Annotated in this window: 13 protein-coding genes; 5 read left to right on the top strand and 8 right to left on the bottom strand. The window is 39.6% G+C overall.

The genetic code is table 11. From position 1 onward, the window contains the following. Positions 1-100: 100 nt before the first annotated feature. From L2D08_RS17540 to L2D08_RS17525, 4 genes are all read left to right on the top strand, one after another. A complete protein-coding gene (locus L2D08_RS17540; RefSeq protein ID WP_242235681.1) occupies positions 101-520 on the top strand; it encodes a MarR family winged helix-turn-helix transcriptional regulator in 420 nt (139 codons plus the stop codon). 155 nt (positions 521-675) lie between these two features. Further along, the gene (locus tag L2D08_RS17535) at positions 676-1,422 is read left to right on the top strand and encodes an SDR family NAD(P)-dependent oxidoreductase (RefSeq protein WP_242235680.1); all 747 of its coding nucleotides are present in this window, start codon (positions 676-678) and stop codon (positions 1,420-1,422) included. 52 nt (positions 1,423-1,474) lie between these two features. Further along, the gene (locus L2D08_RS17530) at positions 1,475-2,548 is read left to right on the top strand and encodes a WD40/YVTN/BNR-like repeat-containing protein (RefSeq protein ID WP_242235677.1); all 1,074 of its coding nucleotides are present in this window, start codon (positions 1,475-1,477) and stop codon (positions 2,546-2,548) included. Between the two features lie 265 nt (positions 2,549-2,813). Continuing rightward, complete coding sequence (locus L2D08_RS17525; protein ID WP_242235803.1) at positions 2,814-3,182, top strand: DoxX family protein; 369 nt, start codon at positions 2,814-2,816, stop codon at positions 3,180-3,182. A 738-nt stretch (positions 3,183-3,920) separates the two neighbouring features. Here L2D08_RS17525 and L2D08_RS17520 read toward each other — a convergent pair. From L2D08_RS17520 to L2D08_RS17490, 7 genes are all read right to left on the bottom strand, one after another. After that, a complete protein-coding gene (locus L2D08_RS17520; RefSeq protein ID WP_242235675.1) occupies positions 3,921-4,355 on the bottom strand; it encodes a hypothetical protein in 435 nt (144 codons plus the stop codon). A gap of 1,297 nt (positions 4,356-5,652) precedes the next feature. Further along, complete coding sequence (locus L2D08_RS17515) at positions 5,653-6,759, bottom strand: chitobiase/beta-hexosaminidase C-terminal domain-containing protein (RefSeq protein WP_242235673.1); 1,107 nt, start codon at positions 6,757-6,759, stop codon at positions 5,653-5,655. 4 nt (positions 6,760-6,763) lie between these two features. Continuing rightward, on the bottom strand, positions 6,764-7,099 hold the full coding sequence (locus L2D08_RS17510) for an AtuA-related protein (protein WP_255822019.1): 336 nt from the start codon (positions 7,097-7,099) through the stop codon (positions 6,764-6,766). Continuing rightward, positions 7,080-8,426, bottom strand: coding sequence for an acyclic terpene utilization AtuA family protein (locus L2D08_RS17505; protein ID WP_309241404.1), 1,347 nt, complete (start codon positions 8,424-8,426; stop codon positions 7,080-7,082). Before L2D08_RS17505 ends, L2D08_RS17510 begins: the two co-directional genes overlap by 20 nt. Position 8,427: 1 nt before the next feature. Then, positions 8,428-9,732 carry a CitMHS family transporter gene (locus tag L2D08_RS17500; RefSeq protein WP_242235669.1) on the bottom strand — a complete coding sequence of 435 codons (1,305 nt, stop codon included), beginning with the start codon at positions 9,730-9,732 and terminating at the stop codon, positions 8,428-8,430. Positions 9,733-10,116: 384 nt separating this feature from the next. Continuing rightward, positions 10,117-11,535, bottom strand: coding sequence for a sigma-54 interaction domain-containing protein (locus L2D08_RS17495; protein ID WP_242235667.1), 1,419 nt, complete (start codon positions 11,533-11,535; stop codon positions 10,117-10,119). A gap of 430 nt (positions 11,536-11,965) precedes the next feature. After that, a complete protein-coding gene (locus tag L2D08_RS17490; protein WP_242235666.1) occupies positions 11,966-15,565 on the bottom strand; it encodes a family 78 glycoside hydrolase catalytic domain in 3,600 nt (1,199 codons plus the stop codon). A gap of 671 nt (positions 15,566-16,236) precedes the next feature. Between L2D08_RS17490 and L2D08_RS17485 the strand changes: the two genes are divergently transcribed. Next, positions 16,237-16,704 carry a DUF3291 domain-containing protein gene (locus L2D08_RS17485; protein WP_242235664.1) on the top strand — a complete coding sequence of 156 codons (468 nt, stop codon included), beginning with the start codon at positions 16,237-16,239 and terminating at the stop codon, positions 16,702-16,704. A 768-nt stretch (positions 16,705-17,472) separates the two neighbouring features. Here L2D08_RS17485 and L2D08_RS24550 read toward each other — a convergent pair. Beyond that, positions 17,473-17,559: a helix-turn-helix domain-containing protein gene (locus L2D08_RS24550; protein ID WP_375337612.1), complete on the bottom strand. Its 87-nt coding sequence runs from the start codon at positions 17,557-17,559 to the stop codon at positions 17,473-17,475. Positions 17,560-17,967: the final 408 nt, after the last annotated feature.

Raw genomic sequence — 17,967 nt, 5'->3', positions numbered from 1 at the left:
CATGCTATAGCATATATTTATTAGTATCGATAAACTCACTGTGGAAGATTTAATTGTATGCTTACCCTTTAACTTATATCTTGATTAATAGAGGTGATATATGGACTTACATGATTTAATAGGGTATCTCATTCATCGTACTGATGTAAAAATGACCAATTATTTTACCAAGAGGTTAAAACCTTATGGAGTCACTCCAGAACAATGGAGTATTGTTAGTATTCTTTGCAGCCAAAAAGGCACTACCCAAAAAGAGTTAGCAGAAGCCATTGATAAGAATCAAACTACTGTTGTAAGAATGATACATTCAATGGAGAGAAAAGGAATTGTAAAAAAGACTTTTAATGACGAAGACAGACGTTCACATTATCTCTTCTTAACTGAAAAGGGTGAAGACATAAAAAAAACGATCCTGCCTGTAGTTAAGGATGCTCATCATTTCGTTACGATTAATTTAAGCAAGGAAGAGCTAGAACAACTAAAATCGTTATTAAACAAATTATATGATACACGCTATTAATATCTGTTCCTTATAAAGACTATGATGTTTATAAGGAACAAACTTAAATTTTTTGTCTTATATATGCTATAGCATATAATTTTCAACTGTTTAATAGATAGCTGGTAAAGTCCATTATTTTAATTCCAAAAGACACATTAAGGAGTAGATAGATGATGCTGAATGGAAAAGTAGCAATTATAACAGGAGCAAGCCGAGGGATTGGAGCGGCTACAGCAAAATTATTTGCGCAATATGGGGCAAATGTAGTTGTAAACTATGCCAATAATATGAGCGCAGCAGAGGAAGTAGTAGAATCCATCCGTGAAAATGGTGGACAGTCCATTGCTATTCAAGCAGACGTTAGAAGTCAAGAACAAATGAATTCTCTAGTAAATCAAACTATTTCATACTTTGGAAAAGTGGATATTCTGGTAAACAATGCAGCAATTAACTTTGCTATGAAATCCTTCTCCGACATGGAATGGGATGAATTTAGACCCAAAATCGAAGAAGAGGTAAAAGCAGCTTTCATTTCAACAAAATCAGTATTACCTATTATGAAAGAACAGAAATATGGGAAGTTAGTTTACATTTCAAGTGGCTTAAGTCATCAGCCTATGTCTGGCTTTATTGCACACGGAACAGCAAAGGCAGCAATTAATTCCTTTGTACGTTATCTGGCTCAAGAGCTAGGGCCATACAATATCACAGCAAATACTCTTTCACCTGGTATGGTCGAAACAGATGCCACTAAACATACTTCTCTAGAAGAAAAAGAAAAAGCAGCAATGTTTACTCCACTAGGAAGAATTGCAAACCCTGAGGATATTGCTCATGCTGCCTTATTTTTCGCAAGTGATCAAAGTGCCTTTATGACAGGAACTTATGCCCCGGTATCGGGTGGTATGGAAATGAATTAACAAATAAAAATCTAGTCTAATTGAGATGAGATAAATTACGGAGGTTTTAGTCGTGAAAAAGATTATATTAGCATTTGATAGAGAACTTGTGATTGCGGAAAAAAATAGTGCAGGATGGAATGTTTCTTCCCATTTTAGAGGCGCAAACCCAATCACATTAGCTTGTGATCCAAACAACCAAGAAAGAATGTACTGCGGCACTTTTGATAGAGGATTGTGGAGAAGTGTAGATAAAGGAGATTCATGGGAAGCAATTGGAATGCTGCCTTCTTTTGGCGATGTATTTACGCACGATACTTCCACTATTCGCTCGGTAACAGCCTTGGCCGTATCACCACTTACAGGGGAGGACGGTAACGGAATAGTCTATGTAGGAACTGAGCCGAGTGCCTTGTTTGTTTCGAAGAACGGCGGGGATAGTTTTGAACTATTGACTAATTATAGTCAAATTCCTTCTCGCTCTTCTTGGTTTTTTCCGCAAAGAACGTATACACATCACGTGAAATTGATTGAAATGGATTGTACTAATCCTAAAACAATTTATACAACGATTGAAGTAGGGGGATTAATTAAAAGTTTGGATGAAGGAAAAACTTGGGGTGAATATAAAGAAGGAAATTATCCTCAAGATATACACATTTTGAAATCGCATAAGTATGTGCCCAATCGATTATATGCGGTGTTAGGGGATTCATTTCTAAAAGAGCCAGGTCATGGATATGCAGAAAGCTATAATGGTGGCAAGACATGGAGCTATCTTACTGACGGACTAAATCACCATTACGCATATCATATGGCAGTTAATCCAAATGATCCAGATAATGTGATCATTTCCACAGCCCAAAACCCACATGTAGCACATATGTATGAAGGTGGACAATGCGAATCGAATATTTATAGAAAAGCAGCAAACGGAATTTGGGAAGAGGTAACTCTAGGTTTACCCGAACCAAGAGGTACGCTGATACCGGTATTAAAAACATCTCAAGAAGGACAGTTTTACTTATTTAGTAATAAGGGTGTTTTTTATTCTTCCGATAAAGGCATAAGTTGGTCATCTATCGAGATTCCGTGGAAGCAGCGTTTTATGGAACAACATCCGTATGACATGTTAATTATTGACTAATGTAAAAATAGCCCGTAATAATAATTGAGCCACTTTCATTTTGAATGATCTCTAATTCAGGATAATTTTTTATTCTTTGACCTGGTACCACTCAATTTTTTTGCATCATATATGCTATAGCATATACTTCCCAATAATTTAATATGGGAAAGGGCAGCTTAAATTGAAGCTACTAGAGTAAGGTTATTCTCAGGAAATCGAGCAAAGGTAGTGGCAAACTACACGAACAATGCTGAGATTTTTACCCAATCAAAAGAAAGATGTGATTAGTATTTTAATTTTAATAGATATTATACAAGTTGTATTGTTTGTGTTCTTTTTAATGACAGGAACAAAAATTATGTCAGGGAAACTGGCAGATGAGTTCAAACGATTTGGTTTTCCCTCTTTTTTTAATTTTTTGACTGGTTTTTTTGAGATTATTGGAGCAATTGGAATATTAATTGGAATTTGGATTCCAATTTCGGCTCTTCTGGCGGGGTTGTTACTGGGATGTACTATGCTTGTGGCAGCTTTTACTCTTATCGTGTTGGTGAGAGATCCCTTTAAGAAAGCAGTACCTGCTCTTATCTTATGTGTCTTAAGTCTAGGGATAGTCATTTATCATACTATCTATAATATAGGCGCACTTTAGCATAACATAAATAATTAAGGAACTATTTTTGCTGCTTTTTGGTGTTTTTTAATAATCTGCAATCAGGCGCTTTAAGAATAACGATAAAAGTCCAATTTCCCAATTTTAGTGCTGAGAAATTGGACTTTTTAAATACGTGGTCCTGACGCTACCTCTCTGTTGAAAGATAGCTTTTTTATATTTTACTTACAATGCAAAATAACGCTTAAAATGACAACCTTGATAATACAGCATCCAAAAAAATAGTGTAAAAAACTTATAAGTTTACACATTACCCCACACAAAAAAAGACTGTCATCAAACAGGCCGGATATTCATAAATAAAGTTTTTAAAGAATCCATCAATAATCAAACTAAATTCCTCTGACAGATTGGTGCTCAAAGTAAATTCTGCGTAAAAGTGTACTTATGTAGAAGATCGGCTTATGCGTAAAGATTCAGAGGACTGGTACTTCATTGTGCCGAGGTAGATGATACTTCCAGCTATATGGAAGGGGACGGGGACCTACACACCTAGGTCAATACCTGGCTATTCCATTGAAATGGACAGACACGGTTTAACTTTTACAGAATAAGTTTCTTTTTCTCCCCATACAAAAATCCCCTTCAAGTAAATAGTAGCGTTACTTTCTTACAATTGTCTACTTAAAGGAGAACATATCATACATTTTTGTTGCATTCAGAATGAACTGTATGTTCCACTTTTTCCATTAACACCCTCGTTAGTTGAAAAACATGCTATTCACTTGTTAATATTAACTTTCGTGTTTCGACATCATATATTTTATAATCCATTTCAAACATATGATCTTTTGTAACTGTCACCTCACAATGATAAGGGATTGACCTCCCGTAAGCTTCAAGTTTAGGGATATCATTGAAAATAAATATTTCGTCTGTATCGAACATTTTAAAGTCTGCTGTAGAAGAACGACCTGTTGAATCTATTTCGATGACACATTTCCCGCTGACAACATCATATTCCTTTAGCACAACATATTTTAGGCTTGGGAGAGTAAACGCTAAAATTAAAACACCCATTGAAAAAACCCCAAAGCTTTTACCTACTTTTAATAATGGATAAGCTTTATCACGATACATAATAATAAAAGCAAATAATGCGACTATTACTAACCAAGTGCCAAGTATGAGCATAAAATAATAAAAGAACACTTTTTCACTTCCTATAACAATTGAATGGAATATCTTATAATTCTTATTTCAACTAACCCGCACGTTAGCACAATATCACGACAGCCAGAATCTTAAACTCTTGAATCTATTACTTGTGTTAATCCCCCCATTTCCTCTTTATACGCTTCCCGAACAAATAATGTTTCAATTAATTTGTTTCCAAATTAACTCTCAAAACTGTTTAACTCTTCTTCAACAAAACTGCCGGTTAGCACAATAAGAAAAAGAGGTGCCGCAGCAACCTCCTTTCTTCAACTTAAGCACCCGTTAGCTTAAGTGTATCACTTCACAATTTTGATAGAGTAAAGGCTATTAAAACACAGGCTTATTTCCATAAGAAATAACTGTTATAGCGTCTCATAAAGCTTGTATTAAAAGCCTTAACGCTGTAAACCCGCGCTTTCCTAACGGCCCCTCAATAGGAAAATCAACATTGCTCTTTAACTGAGCTTTAATTCTACCTATTTAAATGCAACATAAGATGATTTGCGTCATTGAGACAATTGAGTTTTGGTAAGTAGGCTTGTTGGAAAGTCGTCTGTAATAACGCAAAAAAAAGCCGCAGAAGCAATTCCGCGGCAACAGTGTGAAGTATGTAGAGTCCAGGAGAATGTGGCGGGTGTGTGCCACATGATAGTGTTTACCCACTTCTGCGCTAATATAAACCAAGTTACATAAATAAAAAAGGCTGCGGTGAACGCCGCAGCAATAAAAAACGTCAGGGGGTTAATGTGGAACATATTTCTAACGTTACCCGCTCTGCAGAATGATAAACACAAAGGCATAACACCGCGATTGGCGCCACATATTACGTATAAAAAAGGCCGTGGAAGATCCAAAGCAAAGAGTAGGGTTAGTTATGTACATGAGTGAGTTGAATATTAGGAAGTGGTGGGTTACCAATATTACTTTCTTATCCGCTATGACCAGAAGATAAATCATAAAAGTATAAAAATGCCTATAAAAAAAGCGGCCCTGCCTATCGGCTAGGACGCTGGAGGGCCGGCATAGACAATCCCTATCGTCTTATGATTTTATCGTATGCCTTACAGTGAAAATGTTGAGGGCCGTCTACCCGGCGCGCCGCCATTTTCCGAAAACCGGGCGGCTTTTTTGTTTAAAAATATGCCCCGAGACTAAAACAGGCGTCTTTTTTTAGTTATCAGACAATGACACCTGTTTTTCTATCTATTCATTCCTGAATGAAAGATAATATTATGATGTTGTATTGATAATCGGCATTTAATACCAGGATTTGTTTTAATGCGGAGTCCTTTTAATTATGAAAAGTTTTTACTTGCTGAAATACCCACTCTATCATTTCCTCATTTTCATAAGCGGGTACCCAGGATGCATGGTCATAATTCATTTCTGTCCCGTATTCTGTATATATTGGCTTTCCTCCCGCGTTTTCAATAGCATTTATAATATTTCTTGAATATGAAACAGGTATAACTGAATCATCTTCTGCATGAAATGCCCAGATCGGCTTGTGATCGATTAGATGAGCCTTAGCTGGATCAGCTCCTCCCGCGATCGGAACCATCGCTGCAAATAGATCAGGGTGTTCCATATTCATATTGAATGTCCCAAACCCTCCTTGTGATAATCCTGTAGAATAAAGCCGGTTTGAATCAATATTGTATTCTCCTCTCACATGCTGTAATACTTCGTATGCCGTTTTAAGATCCTCCGATACTTCAAATACTCTGCTCAAATTAACATTATTATCAGCATCTCTTGTCACCGTGAACCCGCCGTCAGGAACATTGCGTGATTGGGGAGCCAGAACAAAAGCTGGATGTTTGGCTTGATTTTCAGGCGCCGCCCAAATAATGGCACCATCACTGCCCATCAACTGCTTCTGATTATCCATTCCGCGTTCTCCACCCCCATGTAAGAATAAAACAAGTGGATAGGATTTAGCTGGATCATAATTTTCAGGTACATAAAGACGGTACGGCATCGATTTATAAGTGAACCCTAAAAATTTTGCAGCAATAGAACTTCTTGTTTCAAACGTATAAGTAAACTCAGCGACATTGCTCTGCTGTTTCTCATTCTTTGCAGCTGGCCCTTTACTTTTTTCATTACCTCTTATGGCGATAGCTTTAATTGTCACATCTTTATTGACAGGGATGGCTGCTGTATACAATGTGCTTTCAGCTGTCGGAATGCTTCCATCTGTTGTGTAGTAAATCTTTGCTCCCGGTGATGCCGAATTCAAGGCTACTTTTTGTTCTCTATAGTAGCTACCGGGTGGGGAAGAAGCCGTCGGTTCAGCCACTTTTCCGTTAATATGATGATTTTTTGCAAGAGATGGCACAGTAGATAAGGATAAAATAAGCACCACCAGCAATATACCGTTTATGAATTTTCCCATTCTCTTATTTCCCTCCTATCACGGCTTCTTTTACCTCTATTTCCATCTCCAATAAAGCAAAGCTTAAACTTTTCCCATGCGTATCCATACCGAGTGATGTCGTGACTCCTCCAAGCAGCGCCTGGTGACAAACAAATTGAAGAGCTGCAATATTTGAAACTTCATACCGGATAATTTCACCATCAACAATGTCTTTTAAATGTTGTTTTACTTTCTCTGCCGTCACTTCTTTGCATAACAGGGAATAATCCTTTTCCTGGTATGGAATAAGTGAGAGCATTAAAATATTTCCTTTGTCGCCGGCACGGCTGTGAGCCAGTTCATACAGTTTTCTCTTCAACCAGTCCACTCTCCTTTACTACAACACTCACTCCGATTTCTTCACGGGGAATTAAAGACGAAACAATGCCCACCACTTCATGTGTATACTTTCTTGCTCCCCCTCCTCCAGCTGGTCCATTTGTATACAGTGATTCAACCTCTTCACCGATTTTGGCAGCTTCGCCCAGGCTATCGGCTTTTGCGGCAACTCTAAGCCGAACTTCATAAGGTTTGTTCCATTCTCCAAAGGTGTTCCGATGGGTCGATGAAACACCGATGTAATCAATCCGCAATTCATCAAAACTTTCCTCAAGCCTCTTTCTCATTATTTCTCCGGCCAGCTGTGCGCGGCCCAAAGCATTTGAACCGGCATAGGAAATTTCGCCTTCTCCGATAAAGCCTGCGTGGTAACCCACGCTTACTTTTAATGTTTTTGGGCGCTCTTTTCCTTTCCCCCCTGTGACTTCTACTTGGTCCGGCCCTACCTCACGAAGCCTTGCTGATGTAAAATCCGCTATTACATCAGGAGTAATGTATTCGTGTGGATTTATCACTTCGTATAAAAGCTGTTCTTTTGCGGTCATCAAATTAATGACCCCGCCCGTATCTGGAATTTTTGTAATAATGGCGGAACCGTCTGCTTTTATTTCGGCGTATGGAAATCCTAAGTTTGCTAAGTTTGGCACTTCTTTTTTGCCCGGGTCTGCATAATAACCGCCTGCAATTTGTCCGCCACATTCCAAAAGGTGCCCGATAATGGTTCCCCGTGCAAGCAAATCGGTATCATCAGCCGACCAGCCGAAGTGGTGTATCATTGGAGCTAAAAATAAGGATGGGTCTGCCACACGGCCTGTTAGAATGATATCCGCTTCTTTTTCTAGCGCAGGCAAAATCGCTTCCACACCGAGATAGGCATTGGCAGATAAAACACGGCCGTGTGAGTTTAGAGGCTTACCCGTTTCTGTAGCAGGGGCATCGGTATCCAGAAATGCCAATACATCATCCCCTGTCACAGCCGCCACTTTAACAGAAAGGCCTAATCTACGGGCAATTTCAACTACTTTTTGGGCGCCGCCGACAGGGTTGGCTGCTCCCATATTTGTAATTAACCGCACACCATTTTGAAGGAGTGCTGGAAGCAATAACTCCATCCGCTTTTCAAGCAGCGGATCATAGCCTAACGAAGAATTTTCTTTTTTCCGTTTTTGTGCCAGTGCAATTGTCCGTTCAGCCAAACATTCTAATACTAAATAATCTAAGTTTCCTTTTTCAGCAAGGATTAGTGCTGGTTCCAACCGATCACCTGAAAATCCCGCACCTGAACCGATTCTAATCAATATACTCACCTCAAATAGTAATAGCGCCTGTTAGAAGGGCTATGATAGTCATGACAATTGTTGTTCCAAACGCCCATTTAAAAATAAAACGCTGATGGTCCCCTAAATCGACTCCTGCCATCCCTATTAGAATAAATGTGGAAGCCGTTAATGGACTTAATGGGAAGCCGGTTGTCATCTGGCCTAATATAGCCGCCCGGCCAATTTCAATAGGATCTACGCCAAAAGCAGAAGCAGTTTGGCTAATAACAGGTAAAACGCCAAAATAATAAGCATCCGGTGTAAAAACTAAACTAAGCGGCATGCTTGTAACCGCTACCAATAATGGCAGGTAGCCAGCCATCGATTCAGGAATAATAGAAACCATTGAGAGTGCCATTTCATCAATCATTTTTGTGCCGGTCAGAATACCCGTGAAAATTCCTGCCGCAAAAATCATTGTAGAAACCATCACAACGCTGTTTGCGTGGCTGGTGATGCGTTCCATCTGCTGTTTATGGTTCGGATAATTAACCAATAAAGCAATGGCAAAAGCAATAATAAATAAAGTAGGAAGCGGCAGCCATACTTTGATTAATGCGATAAGAAGGAGTACGGTTAAAACAAGGTTAAACCAGAAAAGTTTAGGACGCTTAAAGTCTGCGGCAGTCGTTGCTGCCAACTCTTCAAATACTTTGTTGTCTTTTTCATCTATTTTGATTATTCCCAACCTGTTCCTCTCTCTTTTTCCCAGCACATAGGCTGAAAACAACACCCATAGAACACCTACAAGCATAGCAGGGAGAACGGGATTAAATAATTGGGCAGAATTCACATCTAATGTGGCCATTGCTCTAGCTGTTGGCCCGCCCCATGGTGCAAGGTTCATAACACCAGCGCCCAGAGCAACTACACCTGACAAAATGAGAGGGTTCATCTTCAGTCTCTTATAAAGAGGCAGCAAAGCAGATACCGTGATCATAAAAGTAGAAGCACCGTCACCATCCAGAGCTACAAGCATCGTGATAACAGCCGTGCCGATCACCACTTTCAAGGGGTCACCTTTTACGATAAGAAGCATTTTAGACACCATTGGATCAAATAAACCGGCATCCATCATCAAACCAAAATATAAAACGGCGAAAGCCACCATAATCCCCGTAGGGGCAACTTTTTCAATACCCTCCAGCATCATGGCTCCTATTTCTAAACCAAAGCCGCCAATCAAAGCGAAGACAATTGGCACTAACACTAAAGCGATTAAAACCGACAAACGCTTTGTCATAATGAGGTAAAGAAAAACGCCAATAGTCAAAAACCCTAAAACAGCTAACATATACTCCCCCCTCGATTTGTTAAAGGTTCTTTTTTTCTTTTTCCAAAAATTCTTTTACATACTTTAACTTTGCAAAGATCGTGCCAAAAATGAAAAAGCTGTCTTTAATTAATGGCTGAAAGCTCATTCATTGCGACGTTTTTCCTGTTAGATTACTGACAAATCAATATGTACAGTGTTCATTAAGAGACAATTGATAAATAAAAAAGAAAGCACTTTGTTTGTTAGCGCTTTCTTTTTTGAAAGGATTAATTTCTAAATTTTTAGAAAAAAACAGCCATTCATTTTTCATAGCAGAGTTTTATGCCTCTGCATGAATCGTTCTCGAAGGTTTTCTAATTTATTAGAAATATACCGACGTTTTTCTAACAAATTAGAAATTCATTACTGATGGACACGGTATTTTTTCATTTTATTGTATAAAGTGGCCAAAGATATCCCTAAGGATTTTGCTGCCTTTTTTCTCCCTTCCATATCATCCCCGAATTTCCCTAAGACTTCTTTGATATATTTTAATTCTGCTTCTTCCGTTATGTCTTTTAATGTTTGGCCTCTCGGTTTTGGCATGGAATCTAAGCGGTGCATCTCATGCTTCGTTATCACACTTGGTAAATGGTGTAATTTAATTTCTGTTCCTTCCGTTATACACGTTGCATAGTCAATGACATTTTTTAATTCTCGGACATTGCCAGGCCAGTCATATGATCGCATAAATTCTAAAGTTTGTTTATCAATCGTGTAGGCGGAACGGTTTGTAACTGCAAGCGTTCGTGATGAATAAAGCAATGAATGAATAAGTTCGGGGATATCTTCTCTCCGCTCCCGAAGTGGCGCTATATGTAAACATATAACATTAAGTCTATAGAATAAATCATCACGAAATCGGTTTTTATTTACTAGCTGTTGCAAATCCTGGTGCGTAGCTGCAATAATCCTCACATTGATATTTCGCTCTTCTGTTTCTCCTACTCTACGGACCTTACTCTCTTGTAGCACTCTGAGCAATTTGGCTTGGAGATCATAAGGCATATCACCAATTTCATCCAAAAAGAGTGTACCTTGATCCGCCATTTCAAACAAACCAACTTTGCCTCCTTTTTTCGCATTTGTGAAGGCCCCTTCTCCATAACCAAACAGCTCACTTTCCAACAAAGAAGGTGGTATAGACGCACAATTTACTGGAATAAAAGGTTTATTGCCTCGAAAGCTATTATGATGAATCGCCTGTGCAAATAACTCTTTTCCTGTTCCGCTTTCACCGGTAATTAAAATGGGCAGGTTCGAGTCAGACACTCGTTTTGCCACGTATACAACATCCTTCAGCCCGCCATCTTTTCCGATAATGTCATCAAAAGTGTATTTCACTTTGTAAAGAGCATTCATCTGTTTTTCGAGCTGCCGCACTTTCTCGTTTTGTTTTTGGAGCTCCAGTGACAATTTATGAACCTCCGTCAAGCTTTTGCAGACAGATACAGCGCCAATTACCTGTTCATTAACAATAATTGGGGCCATATCTACTACGTACTCCCGGTCTTCTGTTTTTCGGTAGACCCCCACACGGCACTGGCGGTCTTTTAATGTCTTTGGAAGCTGGGAACCAGGACGATACTCCGTCAGCGGTTTTCCGATGATGTCAGGTGTAACACCGGTAATGCGTGTATATTCGGGATTAATCATCCGCACATACCCATCATGATCAATAACTAGAACTCCATCATTGATTGACTCTACGATCGCTTTCCACCAAAATACGCTGTTTTCATCAATTAAAGCGAGGTTGTGGTTATTTGATTGCTCTTTCAATGATATTAGCTCCTTTCAGCCCTATATTTCTTATTTTAAAAGATAATTGCTTAAGGAGGCTAAAGAAAAATACCATTAGAACAAGAAAAACATGACGAAATCTGATCTCAGTGCCCTGTTAATCCTGTCTAAGAAACACCATCTATATCTTTCTCAGTCCCCTCAGGAAACACTGGACAGGCTGGGAAAAGCGTTTGATAAATTCTACAAAAAAGAAGCCCGCTACCCTAAGGTAAAAAATATAAAGACCACTATTCTATTACATTCACACAGTTTGGCTGAGTAAACAGAAAGATAAAATCGGAAACAAGTGGTTTTCACTCCAGGCATTTACCGCTCTACTGCTTTAATAAACTGGTGAAGGTTGTATTAATGCTGTACAAACTAAAAAAGGAAAAGGCTATAAAAAGCCTTCTCCTTTATAGCGATTTTATTTAGTTTTTGATTTGCTTAAGCTGGATGTGAACTCGTAACTGCCGGAATGTAGTTTATAAACGGCCTTGCCATCTTTAGATTCAACAAATTCGATTCCGCTCACTTCCTGAATTGGTTTTTTTCCTTCCTTAATTGAACTTACATCATTGGTAGGAATATAAACAGTTGCTGTTGTATTTGCTGGAACTGTTGCTTTGTACGTAAGTGTATCGCCTTCAACACTCCAGGCGCTGTTAATTCTGCCGTACACGGAATCATAGTGTCCCTCCGCCCAAGTCATGACACCATCCGGATCAGGAGTCGGCTGGAGAATAAAATGTTTAAATCCAGGAGATTCAGGATCCCGTTCAATTCCTAACGAATAGTTGTACATCCATGCTCCAACCGCTCCGAATGAATAATGGTTAAAGGAGTTCATGCTGTTGTTGCCGCCAAACCCATTTTCAACCGTATAAGAATTAAGCCTTTCCCAAATAGTAGTTGCTCCGTTTTCAACGGAATATAGCCAAGACGGGTATGATGTTTGCTGTAATAAGCGGTATGCAACGTCACTATAACCGTTGTCTGATAAAGCTTTGCTAATAGCTGCAGTGCCAATAAACCCTGTCATAAGTGAATACGACGGACGAGTTCCTCCAGTATCGTCCACATTTTCTCTCTTAACAGCTTCAGCTAAATGGGCAGCAGCATATGGCGTATTCTCTTCGTTGAAAATGCCAAGTGCCAGCGGCACAGCATAAGAGGCTTGACTGTCAGATAATGCACCAGTGGATTTTATCGTCTTTTTCGTTTCAGGATCGACAAATTTTGTGTTGAACAGTGCTTTTCGTTCTTCGTATTTTTCCCAGTAGGTGTCAGCTTCAGCTTGACGACCCAGTGCTTCCGCAGCTTTCGCCATAATCTCTAAGTCGTATGCATGATAAGCAGACCATAATAGCGTGTTCTCTGTTTTGTTGTTCTCTGGGCTCAGCCAATCCCCCAGCGGGCCTTCGTTTATTAAACCTGTTGTTGGACTCACTCTTGTATCTAAGTAACTCATGTATTTCTTCATGGAGTCATAGTGCTCTTCTAAAATGGATAGATCCCCATATTGCTGGTACGTTTCCCAAGGCACCGTTAATCCCGCACTGCCCCAGAGAATTCCGCCAAATCCATTTCCAACAGGGGCAACGTCTGCATAACGCCCGCTTTCAGCTTGCATGTCACGATTCGCCAGATTATGGCGTCTCATAAATTGGTTCACATCGCTTAAATAAGTGGATGTACGTGCGAAAACGGAAATATCTCCATTCCAGCCCATGCGTTCATTTCTCGCCGGGGTGTCTGTGGGGATAGAAAGGAAGTTTCCTCTCATGGACCAGGTGATATTTTCCCAAAGCTTATTCACTGACTCATTTGAAGTCTCATAGCTAGAGCTTAAATCCTTTACTGAACTAATAACGTTTCCTTGTACAGCTTTTAAAGGCAGTGCCTCATCAATTCCTGTAATTTCAACGTAACGGTAGCCGTGGAAGGTAAAATGGGGTTCAATGACTTGTTTGCCTTCCTTAGCAGTATACGTATCTTGAACCAGTGCCGCACGCAGGTTTTCCTGCATGATCATCCCGACGTTATCGCCAGATTCCGGAAGGTCCGGATATAACACTTCCGCGAACCTCATCGTGATTTTCTGGCCTTCTTTGCCATCTGCCAAAGTGATTTTTGGCACGCCCACCATGTTTTGTCCCATATCATAAACAAACACACCAGGGCGAACCTCTTTCACATCCACCGCGGTCAGTGTGTCAACAACGGTCGCATTTTCCCCTACCTGACCAGTTAATTTCATATCTTTGTAATCAAGATTTCCGGCGGTTGTTGTTTTGTTAAGGGGTACTGCATCTGCTTCTTCCCAATCGGCGTCATTAAATTCGGAAGTAGTCCATCCCTGAATTTCCGATTCCTTCGTAGCATCGTATGCTTCCCCTTGGAAAAAGCTGCTGTATTGAATTGGACCGTCATCATTGTATTTCCAATCTGGATTTGTGGTTATAACCTCTTCTGTTCCATCAGAGTACGTGATGACAAGTTTAGCAAGCAGAGATTGGCGGTCTCCAAAGAAGTTCCAGTTCGATGTGTTAAACGTGATGGCTCCGCTCCACCAGCCTTCTCCTAACATAGCACCGAACGCGTTGGTCTTATTTGACTTGAGCATATCGGTAACATCATATGTTTGATACATGTGGTTTTTATTGTATTGGGTTAATCCAGGATTGAAGTAATCGTTACCAACTCTTTTTCCGTTAAGGTACAGCTCATAAATACCGCGAGCCGTTGCATAAACGCGAGCGCTTTCAATTTTTTTCTTTTGAGTAGTAAATTCTGTTCGAAGCATTGGCATAGAGTTTCTGCTTGGATCAGCAACCACGAATGCTCCATCCATATCTCCCTCAAGTACATAAGAATGATCTTCTATACTGAGACCGGAATTTCCACTTGCAACAGCCTCCCGGTAAATCCCTGTGTACTCTGCCGGCGCTAAATCCTCGGTAAATAATGTGTTTGAAGGCGCGCGGTGATTTTTAACTTCTACATTTTTATATGAAGCTTTCTGGTTGGCTTCTACCGAGAAGCCTATATCGCCCACCATCGGAAAGCTGATGTAATTGCCCCCTGAGCCGATGGGATTCAAGTTATCATTTTGTGCAATTCTGTTTGCAGCCCCTGTCCCATCTACATACACAGTAAATACCCCGGAATTCCCCCAAAGATGAAAATCATGTTTTTCGTATTTGTTTTCATTATTAATAAGCGTTAAAGGTACATTATAGGATTTAAGGGGAATGGTTGATGAGTCGCCTTGCTTATAACCGGCTCGATAAACATTTAGCTTTGCTAACCCATTTGTACTTCCATCGACCTTTGTTACATCCAGCTCAAACTTCATGTAGCTTTCATTCTTGCCATTTTCAATTCCATAAATGTTTTTATTTTTGTCCATCAAACGCGGGTCGTTTGCCCCGAGAATAAAACTAGCTTTATTGGTCTTCGTTGCTTGATCCAGCTGGAGTGAATAATTAATTTTAAAAACGTTAAGGGATTGAGAATGCAAGACCAGGTCGTCATTGTCTCCGCCAATCCATTCTGCTCCATCCCAGGCAGAAAGGTCCGAATCGGGATTCATTAACCCTGTTTCAAACCAGGATGTTTCAGTTGAAGCTTTTCCGTTTTGATCCCATACCGTAACAGCCCAACTGTATTTTGTAGTTGCCTGTAATTCTTTTCCTTTATACATAATACCTGCGGAACTGTCACTTTTCACCTTTTCGGAGTCCCAAACAATCTTGCCATTTTCATCTTTTACCACGATTTGATAAGCGGTTTGTGAATAGCCGCGTTTCCCCTTAGGCATATTCATTTGCCAGCTAAAAACGGGTTTTTCCACATCTATTCCAAGTGGAGTTGGCATACTGTCCACTTCAAGATTGGTTGCATATACTGGCTTGTTCGTTTCAGCAGCACTTGCCGAAGCGTCACCGTTAGCCATCGTGCCAGAGGCTACAAGAAGGGACATAACAACAGGCAGCAGTTTAACTTTCTCTCTTTTACTTTTCATCATTTCCTCCCCCTATTTTCATTGCTTCCGTGTATAACGGTTACTTTTCCTCCTTTTTTTCAATAAGCTTATTTACAAAACAGTACATTACTGTGTTGTATCTTAAAGAAAAAAGTACAGCAAGGCTTTGCTTTGGAGCTGTTAGTAAATAAAATTTGAGAGTAGGATCTAGAAGAAATGTGAGATTTTGTGAAGAACGCTTTTAGTGCTAGAGGTATCTATTGAATGCGCTTACAAACAAATATTACATAACTTCTTATTTTGGCAAAAGGGGAGAATTTTCTGGTTTAGGGGGTCATTATTCGGAATATTTAAATTACTTTAAATTGTTTTCGACTAAACGAAAGGCTATCGTTAACGTTAACTAATCTACCGATTTCAGACTCATATCATATTGTCTAAAAAGTTTAGACATACCGTTAATGAAGCAAGTTAGCACGAATTCTTTTGAGTTCGATCCTCATTTAAGAGGATACATGACCCAAGCAAAGGGATGTATAGGCTTCCCACTCCTTGATGCGCCCCAGTTTCAAGGATCTCTTAACAAAGAAATGGCTAGTCCTCTTCCTTTTGCTTATTCATAGCCCTAACTATTGCTTGAAAAGAATTAGTTATGAGATCCCATCTTACTGGAATACAAATAAGTAAAAACTATATAGGGAGGGCTATTAATGGCTTTAGTTTCTATCTATACCGTTGGCAGGCTGCAACATCCTTATGACCACCCTTCCTCCCGTGATTTTTTCGAAGTTGGAAATAAAGTCTTTCGTCAGGCAACTAGATCAGGGCAGCTTGTGGAGGCTTTTTCATCTGATGGAATCCCGTTGCCTGAAGAGGCCCTACAGGGAGATGGTTTTCCTATTGTTACACTGACGGTATGGAAAAACTTACAATCCTTATATCGTTTCACTTATTCGGGCCAGCATAGAGACGCGTTGAGAGATAGGAGCAAATGGATGGAGCCTTATCAGGAGAAACACCTTTCATATGTAGTATGGTGGACAGAAAAGCTGAAGGATGTCTCGTGGGAGGAGGCGTTCAAGAGATACAGCTATTTTATTCAGCATGGGCCTACCCCTTTTGCGTTTGATTTTAAGCATGCATTTGATGAAAGAGGAGATACGTGCCTGATTAAGTAGAAGTTAGAAGAGGCTATTTAACGAATTTGAACTAATAATTTGGACATAAAACAGTTAAGCCTTAAGCTGAACTTGAGGCCTAGGCCTCAATAGCTTGTGGTGTTCAATAGCCGATGTATGGGTTCAGTTTCGGTTAAACCGGTCTTCTATAAACTGAAACATAGCCAGCTTTGCTGCCCTGTAGCCTGTGTACTGCCTAAGTATGATAAGTTTCTTCTTTCTTTAATATGGCGTGCGTAGATCTCCAAAATAACAAAAGTGCACCTAACCAAAAGTATATATTTGATCAGGTACACTTTTGGTTAGGTATACTTCCGCTTACTATGTTTTCATTATTCTCCTTACACAAATTTGTCTATTAATAGATTGAATGCATAAATCGTTAACTAAAAAGGGATTTGCAAAATTTGTCGAACAAAAAGCATATTGATCTGACTTTTTTCACGGGTATCTTGTAACTGAAGACTGTATTATGGAGGAATAAGAAAGCTACAGCATTATCATTAAAGTAGGTCTGTTTGGAAATTATTAATCTTTTATTTTAGAAAATCAGATGGAGGCACAACTTTGAGAAAACTATCATTTGACTTTATTAAAAGAAAAAGAGAATCTCGGCTTATTGACCCGGAGCAGCTACATTGTGTCGTTTCATTTGCAATGAAACCAAGAAGTGAACCAAAGAATCTATTCCATCATAATAAAATCACAAAAAAGTGGGCTTTTCGTATGGTTCAGGGATTAAAATAATAGAAAACCAAGGCACATTGTTTATAACAGATATGTTTTATTGATTAACACGGCCTGTCCCGGTGTGGGATACAAACGAAACTCATAGCCCTTATAGACATTTTCCACCTCCCAGAATTCTTTTCAATATTTTGATTATGGATTCATCGTACCAAACCGGTGTTTGATGGATAATCAAAAGCATGTTTAAAAGAAAAAAATCGAACCTTTGATATGTTCGAAGACATGCCCGGTTCAATCTTACTTTCAGCCCACCCCTTAAGAAGTGGGCTTTCCCGCTCGGAAAGTCTGTAAGTTTATCATCTTCGGCGAGAACACCCCCACTTCAAGCTTGCTAAGTGGGGGATGAATCGCTGCTCTTTCAGTCATTCTTTTTCCTTGAACGCTCTATTGCCAAAATGGTATAATTAGGTATAGAACAAACGTTCAGGGGTGGGGGAAATGATGAAAACCAAAACAGATGAAACAAAGAACCTTCATTTTAAAGCCTTTCGGTTTAAAATCCATCCAAGTGAC

Source organism: Domibacillus sp. PGB-M46 (assembly GCF_022668875.1).
Classification (GTDB): domain Bacteria; phylum Bacillota; class Bacilli; order Bacillales; family Domibacillaceae; genus Domibacillus.
Note: the sequence above shows the minus strand (reverse complement) of the source record. Positions and strands in the feature narration are given on the sequence as shown.